The 6,539-nt window shown below is 72.4% G+C and carries 8 protein-coding genes; 4 read left to right on the top strand and 4 right to left on the bottom strand.

Features of this window, described 5'->3' with window-relative positions; all coding sequences use genetic code 11:
- Positions 1 to 191 precede the first annotated feature (191 nt).
- Positions 192 to 896 carry a sensor histidine kinase gene (locus VGD44_RS13045; protein WP_331087675.1) on the top strand — a complete coding sequence of 235 codons (705 nt, stop codon included), beginning with the start codon at positions 192 to 194 and terminating at the stop codon, positions 894 to 896.
- Between the two features lie 120 nt (positions 897 to 1,016).
- Here the strand turns inward: VGD44_RS13045 and VGD44_RS13040 are convergent, their stop codons facing one another.
- Both VGD44_RS13040 and VGD44_RS13035 read right to left on the bottom strand, forming a co-directional pair.
- Complete coding sequence (locus VGD44_RS13040) at positions 1,017 to 1,694, bottom strand: hypothetical protein (protein ID WP_331087673.1); 678 nt, start codon at positions 1,692 to 1,694, stop codon at positions 1,017 to 1,019.
- Positions 1,695 to 1,778: 84 nt separating this feature from the next.
- Positions 1,779 to 3,110 (bottom strand): S8 family serine peptidase, encoded by a 1,332-nt coding sequence (locus VGD44_RS13035; RefSeq protein WP_331087671.1) that lies wholly within the window; start codon positions 3,108 to 3,110, stop codon positions 1,779 to 1,781.
- A gap of 108 nt (positions 3,111 to 3,218) precedes the next feature.
- Between VGD44_RS13035 and VGD44_RS13030 the strand changes: the two genes are divergently transcribed.
- Together VGD44_RS13030 and VGD44_RS13025 are read left to right on the top strand one after the other, a co-directional pair.
- The gene (locus VGD44_RS13030) at positions 3,219 to 3,713 is read left to right on the top strand and encodes a sigma-70 family RNA polymerase sigma factor (protein WP_331087669.1); all 495 of its coding nucleotides are present in this window, start codon (positions 3,219 to 3,221) and stop codon (positions 3,711 to 3,713) included.
- Positions 3,710 to 4,381: a hypothetical protein gene (locus tag VGD44_RS13025; RefSeq protein WP_331087667.1), complete on the top strand. Its 672-nt coding sequence runs from the start codon at positions 3,710 to 3,712 to the stop codon at positions 4,379 to 4,381. Before VGD44_RS13030 ends, VGD44_RS13025 begins: the two co-directional genes overlap by 4 nt.
- Before the next feature lie 10 nt (positions 4,382 to 4,391).
- Here VGD44_RS13025 and VGD44_RS13020 read toward each other — a convergent pair whose 3' ends face one another.
- Together VGD44_RS13020 and VGD44_RS13015 are read right to left on the bottom strand one after the other, a co-directional pair.
- Positions 4,392 to 4,820: a MerR family DNA-binding transcriptional regulator gene (locus VGD44_RS13020; protein WP_331087665.1), complete on the bottom strand. Its 429-nt coding sequence runs from the start codon at positions 4,818 to 4,820 to the stop codon at positions 4,392 to 4,394.
- A gap of 12 nt (positions 4,821 to 4,832) precedes the next feature.
- Positions 4,833 to 6,014, bottom strand: a complete 1,182-nt coding sequence (locus tag VGD44_RS13015) for an acyl-CoA dehydrogenase family protein (protein ID WP_331087662.1) — start codon at positions 6,012 to 6,014, stop codon at positions 4,833 to 4,835.
- Positions 6,015 to 6,284: 270 nt separating this feature from the next.
- Between VGD44_RS13015 and VGD44_RS13010 the strand changes: the two genes are divergently transcribed.
- The coding region (locus VGD44_RS13010; protein WP_331087660.1) for a hypothetical protein at positions 6,285 to 6,539 on the top strand (255 nt) is incomplete at its 3' end.

The raw sequence follows: 6,539 nt of genomic DNA, 5'->3' as shown, positions 1-6,539 counted from the left end.
CGCCTCAAGTATTGCCAAAAGGTTAATGCGAGAATTCCTGGGCGTGCGTTGAGCACACGCCCTTCTTCCGCCCCATTTATTCTGCAACCTTGGGAACTGACGACTGCAACTCGTTGTTGAATGTCTGACGACGCAAAATGCGACGGCCCGTAGAGGAAACAAGCTTCACTATAGATTTGGGTGCAACTTCTATGCTCGCTAGCGCCGCGACATCCGACGCCAGCCTGGCCCGCGAGCTCTCCAACGCTCGGGCCCGACTGGCCGACCAGGATCGCCAAATCCAGGAACTGAACCATCGCATCGCCAACAGCCTGCAGCTGGCGGCCGACATGCTCGTGTTCGAGCAGCTGCGCGCGCGCGATCCGCTCGCCCAGGCCGCCCTCGAGGCCAGCCGGGCCCGCCTGGTGGCCGTGGGCGAGCTGCACCGCTACCTCTATGAGCACGCCGACCGGCCCTCTGTGGAGATGAGCCCCTTCCTCGCCGGCCTCTGCCAGGCGATCTCGGCCTCGACGGGCCTTACCTGCTCGATCCAGTCCGATCTGACCACCGTGCCGGGCGACATGGCCCAGCAGGTCGCCATCGCCATCAACGAGTTCGCCATCAACGCCGCGAAGCACGCCTATGACGGCAAGCCGGGCGGTCGCCTGGTGGTGACCTGTCGTCGCGACGGCCACGAACTGGTGCTGACGGTCGCCGACCAGGGCAAGGGTCTCAGCGAGGGGCGCTCGGCGCATGGCGGCCTGGGCATGTCGATCGTGGCCGCCATCGTGCGCGACCTGAAGGGCGTGCTGACAGTCAACAGCGACAAGGGCGCCGCCTTCACGATCCGCGCGCCCCTGCCGTCCGCGAGGTCGACCCTGGTGGACCGCTCGTTCCAGGCCTGGGTCGACCTCTAGCCTCGCCAGGGGCGGGGCCGGACGACGTTCAGACTGAGGGCCGCCGGATCGCTCCGGCGGCCCTTGCGCTGGGTCCGCTCGCCACTCGGCCTCTCCGCCGAGCCGACCCGACGCGCCCGGTCAGCGGGGAGTCGACGCCGAACCGGAAGCCTGGGCGCCGAAGCTGACATCGGCCGAGACGCCGAGGGGCGCCGCCGAGGCCGAGCCCGAACCCTGTCCCGAGCCGGAGCCAGAACCGGACGTCGAGGCGGCTGGCGCGCTCGGGACGCTCGGGAGGCCCGGCGCGCTCGGGGCGTTGGGCAGGAGGCCCGAGGCCTGGCCGGAACCGGAGCCCGCCGCCTGGCCCGCGCCGCTCGCGGAGGCGAGCGCCTGGCCAAGCCCGCCCGCGGCCGCGGCCTGACCCTGACCCGAAGCCGAGCCCGCCGCCTGGCCTGCGCCGCTCGCGGCGCCGAGCAGCTGGCCGAGACCGCCCGCGGCCGCGGCCTGCCCCTGGCCCGAAGCGGACTGAGCCGTCTCGGCCGCCGCGCGTTTGGCCCCCGCCGCCTTGCTGCGCACGCGGCCCGTGGTCTCGCCCACGCGGGACGTGAGGTCGCTGGGGTCGACGCCGAGGCGGCCGGCGCCCTGAGCCGAGCCCGAGCCCATCAGGCCGCCCGTGACTCCGCCGAGGCCGCCGGTGAGGCCGCCGCCGCCCGTCAGCGCGCCGCCGAGGCTGCCGCCCAGGAGCTGGGCGCTGGCCGATCCGGCCAGGAGGACGCCGGTCGACAGGGCGGCGGCGAGCAGGAAGGGTTTCACATGCATGGTCGGATCTCCGGGTTGGAAAGGTCTTCCGGGAGGTCCAACGACGGCGCCTCAGGGTTTCATCCCGGCCCGTCGCAGAAAAAGTCAGCGGCGAGCCGCAAGCGCCGCGGGTCGGGTGGCCAGCTCGGCGGCCACCAGGCCGCGCCCGTAGATCGGGTCGGGCCCCGGCGCGCCCAGGTCGAGCGCCTCGCGGCCGAGCGCCTCGAGGGCCCGCCGTGCCGCCGCCGGATCCGGCGCGGAGAGCCGCTGCGCCAGCAGGCCGGCGGCGAGCGGCGCAGCGAACGAGGATCCGCGCACCCGACCGAAGCCGCCCTTCAGGTCCGCCGCCGTCATGTCGGCCCCGGGCGCGGCGAACCCGACATGCGCGCCGCGGCCGGCCTCGGGCAACACGCGGCGGCGGCCATCCACACCCGCCACCGCAACGACGCCAGGGTAGGCGGCGGGATAGAGCGGCGCCGCGCCCGGACCGTCGTTGCCCACCGCAGCGACGATGAGGTGTCCCCGCGCCACGAGCCCCGAGACCGCCGTCTCCAGCACCGTGTTGGGCGGCCCCACGAGACTGACGTTGATCACCGGGGTGCGCATCTGGGCCAGCCAGCCCAGCCCGCGCGCCACCGAAAGCGCCGAGCCGCCGGCCGGCGTCGGCCCGTAGACGTCGGCGACGAACAGCGAGGCCCCGGGCGCCGCGCCCCGGAACGGCCCGGCGGATCCCGCCAGCAGCGAGGCGACCGCGGCGCCATGCGCCGTCACGCGCGCCCCGCCCGGCGCGAACGCCTTCTGGGTCAGCGGCACGCGGGCAAGCGCCGGATGGTTCGGCGAGGCCGACCCGTCCACCAGGCCGATGCGCAACCCCTCCCCGGACCTTGCCGCGGTCGTCGACGCGGCGAAGACGGGCGCGGCCGTCGCCCCGCTCTCGAAGTAGATGTGGTTGAAGTCGTAGCGTCCGGCAGGGTCCAAATCCCGCAGCCGCCGCACCGCCTCGCGCGCGGTCATCCCGCGCGGGGGCGACAGCACGACGACGCTCACGTCGAGCCCCTCGATCGTCTCCTGCCGCGCAACCGCGAACCCCGCGGCCCGTGCGCGCTGCAACGCTTCCGGCGAGATCCCGAGGCCGGCCACTTCGCCGCGGACCACCGGCCGTCCCAGATCGTCGGCCTCGACCGCCGCCGCGTGACGCCGCAGCAGGTCCCGGGCCTGACGCCGGTACGGTTCCACGACGTCGATCACCATGGCCAAGGTGCGGTCAGTATCCGCCAGACGCGACGCCCGTCCCACGACCCCGTCGACCGCGCCGCCCACGCCGCCGGGCAGCACGCCGCCGACCTGCGGCAGGGAACCGCCGACCAGCTGCGCGCGCGACGGCGAGGCCAGGGCCAGGCCCGCAGCCAGCAGCAGAGCAAACTTGCGCAATGTCATTGGCGCCTCCGGCGAGCTTCGGCGTTACTGCCAGAGCTTGGCTTTTTTCGGGACCACAGGGATGAAACGGCGCATGCCGTCCGTTTCATCCTCAAACAAGGCGGATCCTTGGAGCGACTGGACCGTGCGATCGTCGAGCTGTTGCCCCGCCTGCGCCGGCTGGCGCGGGCGCTCGCCCGCGACGTGGCCGACGCCGACGACCTGGTGCAGCAGACGGTGGAGCGCGCATTGCTCCACCGCGGCCAGTGGCGTCCTGGGACCCGCCTCGACAGCTGGATGTTCCGCATCATGAAGAACGCCTGGATTGACGAAGCCCGCGCCCGAAGCCGCCGCGCCCAGGTCTTCTCCGCCGAGGAGGCCGGGGAGAACGCCGGCGCCGACGGCGCCGCGGCCATGGAGACCCGGCTCGCCGCCCGCTCGGTCGCCGAGGCCATGGCGCGCCTGCCCGACGACCAGCGGCTGGCCGTGGCCCTCGTGCTGGTGGAAGGGCTGTCCTACAAAGAGGCCGCCGAGGTGATGGAGGTGCCGCAAGGCACGCTGACCAGCCGGTTGGGCCGCGGTCGCGCCGCTTTGCTCAGCAGCTTCGGGGAGGCCGCGCCATGACCGAACGCCTTAGCCGCATCATGGCCTGGCTGGACGGCGAGATGCGCCCGGCCGCCCGCAAGGCCTTCGAGGCGGAGATGGCCGCCGACCCCGCGCTCGCCGCCGAAGTCGCCGCGCATCGCGAGCTGGGCGAGAAGCTGAGCGACGCCTACGACCCTGTCGCCGACGAGCCCGTGCCGCTGCGCCTGACCCTCGCAGCCCAGGCGGCCAACGACGCGCCGCCGCGCCGGCTCTACCTGGCGTGGGCGGGCATGGCGGCCAGTCTGGTGGTTGGCGTCCTGGCCGGTCGCTTCGTGCTGCCGGCGGAGCCGAAGATCGGGGTCGGGACCGAGCTGGCCGCCCGTTCCGGTCTGGCCCGGGCGCTGGAGGACCAGCTCGCGCCACAGCCGGGCGCGGTCCGCATCGGGCTCACGTTCAAGAACGGCGCGGGCCACTACTGCCGCACCTTCCAGAGCCGCCGCAACAGCGTGGCCGGCTTGGCTTGCCGCGAGGACGGCGGCTGGCGGGTCCGCACCGCAACCCGCTGGATGCCGGCCGACGCGCCCGCTTACCGCACCGCCGCCAGCGAGTTGCCGCCCGAGGTCCTGGCCGCCGTGGATCGCGAACTGGCGGGCGAGGTGCTGGATGCGACGCAGGAGCGGGCCGCCCGCGACCGCGGCTGGCGTTAGGCTCTCGCGCTCACGCCTGCGGCTTGGCCTCGCCTTCCTTGAGCTCCGGATACTTGCACGTCAGGTGCTGGGCGGCCTGCTCCAGTTCCTGGATCGCCTCGTCCACGTGCGCCCGCTGCGTCTGCAGCTGCTCGATGCGGCGCTTGTGGATGCGCAGCGCCTCGGCGTCCTGCGCCGGCCCGCCTTCCTCGTCGTAGGTGTCGAGGATGTCGCGGATCTCGGCGATGGATAGGCCCACCCGCCGGCCGCGCAGGATCAGCTGCAGCCGCGCCCGGTCCTTGTAGGAGTAGACCCGGGCGGTGTCGCGGCGGGCCGGCGAGAGCAGGCCCTGCTCCTCGTAGAAGCGCAGCGCCCGCGGCGTCGCGCCGAATTCGCGGCACAGCTGGGTGATGGAGTAGGTCCGGTAGGGCGGGCGGCGCAGGTTCAGCAGCAGGCTCATGGTCTCACTCCCTCACAGCCCGAGCACGAGCCGGGCGATGATGTCCCTCTGGATCTCGTTGGAGCCGCCGTAGATCGAGGCGGCCCGGTTGTTCAGATAACGTGGCATGGCAACGAGGCCTTCTCGTGGCCCGACCGGCTCAGCGTTCGAGCCCGGCTCGCGCGCAGCCGGCTGGTCGACGCCGGCGTAGGGTCCGAGCGCGGCGATGGAGATCTCGTCCAGCCGCTGCATGGCCTCGGTTCCGTTGATCTTCAGCATCGACGAGGCCGGGCCCGGGTTCTTGCCGCCCGCCAGCGCCGACAGCACCATCCGCTCGGACATGTCGATCGCAGTGATCGCGATCTCGGCCTCGGCCAGCCGGCGGCGGTGGCCGACGTCGTCGCCGTAGGCGGCTTCTGCGATCCGCTGCGCGCGCTTGAGCCCTACCTGCAGCCCGGGCGCCGAGCCCCCGCCCCGCTCGAACTCGAGCAGGTACTTGGCCACCGTCCAGCCCTGGTTCTCCTCGCCCACCCGGCCCGACTTGGGGACCCGGACGTTGTCGAAGAAGACCTGGTTCACCTCGTGCTCGCCGGCCAGGGTGATGATCGGTTTCACCTCGATGCCGGGCGTGTCCATCTCCAGCAACAGGAAGGTGATGCCCTGCTGCGGCTTGCCCTCGGTCGACGTGCGCACCAGGCAAAACATGCGGTTGGCGAACTGGGCGTGCGTCGTCCAGATCTTCGATCCGGAGAGAACGTAGTCACCCCCGTCGCTTACGGCGCGAAGTTGAAGCGATGCGAGATCCGATCCCGAGCCCGGCTCGGAGTAGCCCTGGCACCAGTAGTCCTCGCCCGAGAGGATCCGCGGCAGGAAGAACGCCTTCTGCTCGGGCGTGCCGTAGCCCATGATCACCGGGCCCACCATCTTCAGTCCCATGGGCGAGAGACTTGGCGCGCCGGCGCGGGCGCATTCGGCCGAGAAGATCGAGCGCTGCACGTCGGTCCAGCCCGGGCCGCCATACTGTTTCGGCCAGCTGGGCGCGGCCCAGCCGCGGGCGTGCAGGATGCGCTGCCACGGCAGGCTGAACCGCGGCTCGCAGAAGACACTGGTCAGCCCCGCGCCGGCGGCGCGCAGCTCCGGCGTCAGGTTCTCGTCGAGGAAGGTCCGGACCTCGGCCTGGAAGGCGAGATCCTCATCATGCAACTCGAGGTCCATGGTGTCGCCGTCACGTGCGGCCCAACTCGCGCACCCCGTCAGCTTGCGGGGGTTGGACGCGGAGGACAAGCTGTCGAACCCACGGGACTGCCCCTACGGGATGCCCGTCGAGTCCGGAGATTACGGGATCAATCCGCTCGCAGGCGGTTCAAGGGCCCGCGGGGATGGGCTACATCGGCCCCGCACCACACGCGACGTCAGGCCCCATGCGCACTCGCCTCGTAAGCGAGTAGGCTCGAGTCACGGGAGATTCGTTGAAGGGACGGGAGTATGCGTTCCGGCATCTGTCGGGCAGGCGTCGGGGCCTGCGCGGCAATCAGTATCGTCGTCGGCGCGTCCGCCGCCGCGGCTCCGCGCGCCCCTACGGCGGCGGAGGGCGCGGCTTGGCAGGCGCTCGTCGTCCAGGCCGAGGCGGCGCAGGCCGCCGGTGACTGGAAGCAGCTGGAGCGCGCCTCCCGCAAGCGCGCGGCCCTCGAGGAACGCACCTACGGCCCGGACGCCCCGCTCACCGCCGCCTCCTGGTCG

It is taken from the genome of Phenylobacterium sp., from assembly GCF_036402295.1.
Classification (GTDB): domain Bacteria; phylum Pseudomonadota; class Alphaproteobacteria; order Caulobacterales; family Caulobacteraceae; genus Phenylobacterium.
The sequence above is the reverse complement of the archived record's forward strand: the minus strand, read 5'-3'. Positions and strand labels throughout refer to the sequence as shown.

Excerpts from the sequence above, each read along its gene's own strand:
- VGD44_RS13015 (WP_331087662.1), bottom strand. The coding sequence starts at position 6,014 with ATGGACCTCGAGTTGCATGATGAGGATCTCGCCTTCCAGGCCGAGGTC.
- VGD44_RS13040 (WP_331087673.1), bottom strand. The coding sequence starts at position 1,694 with ATGCATGTGAAACCCTTCCTGCTCGCCGCCGCCCTGTCGACCGGCGTC.
- VGD44_RS13035 (WP_331087671.1), bottom strand. The coding sequence starts at position 3,110 with ATGACATTGCGCAAGTTTGCTCTGCTGCTGGCTGCGGGCCTGGCCCTG.
- VGD44_RS13020 (WP_331087665.1), bottom strand. The coding sequence starts at position 4,820 with ATGAGCCTGCTGCTGAACCTGCGCCGCCCGCCCTACCGGACCTACTCC.
- VGD44_RS13045 (WP_331087675.1), top strand. The coding sequence starts at position 192 with ATGCTCGCTAGCGCCGCGACATCCGACGCCAGCCTGGCCCGCGAGCTC.
- VGD44_RS13025 (WP_331087667.1), top strand. The coding sequence starts at position 3,710 with ATGACCGAACGCCTTAGCCGCATCATGGCCTGGCTGGACGGCGAGATG.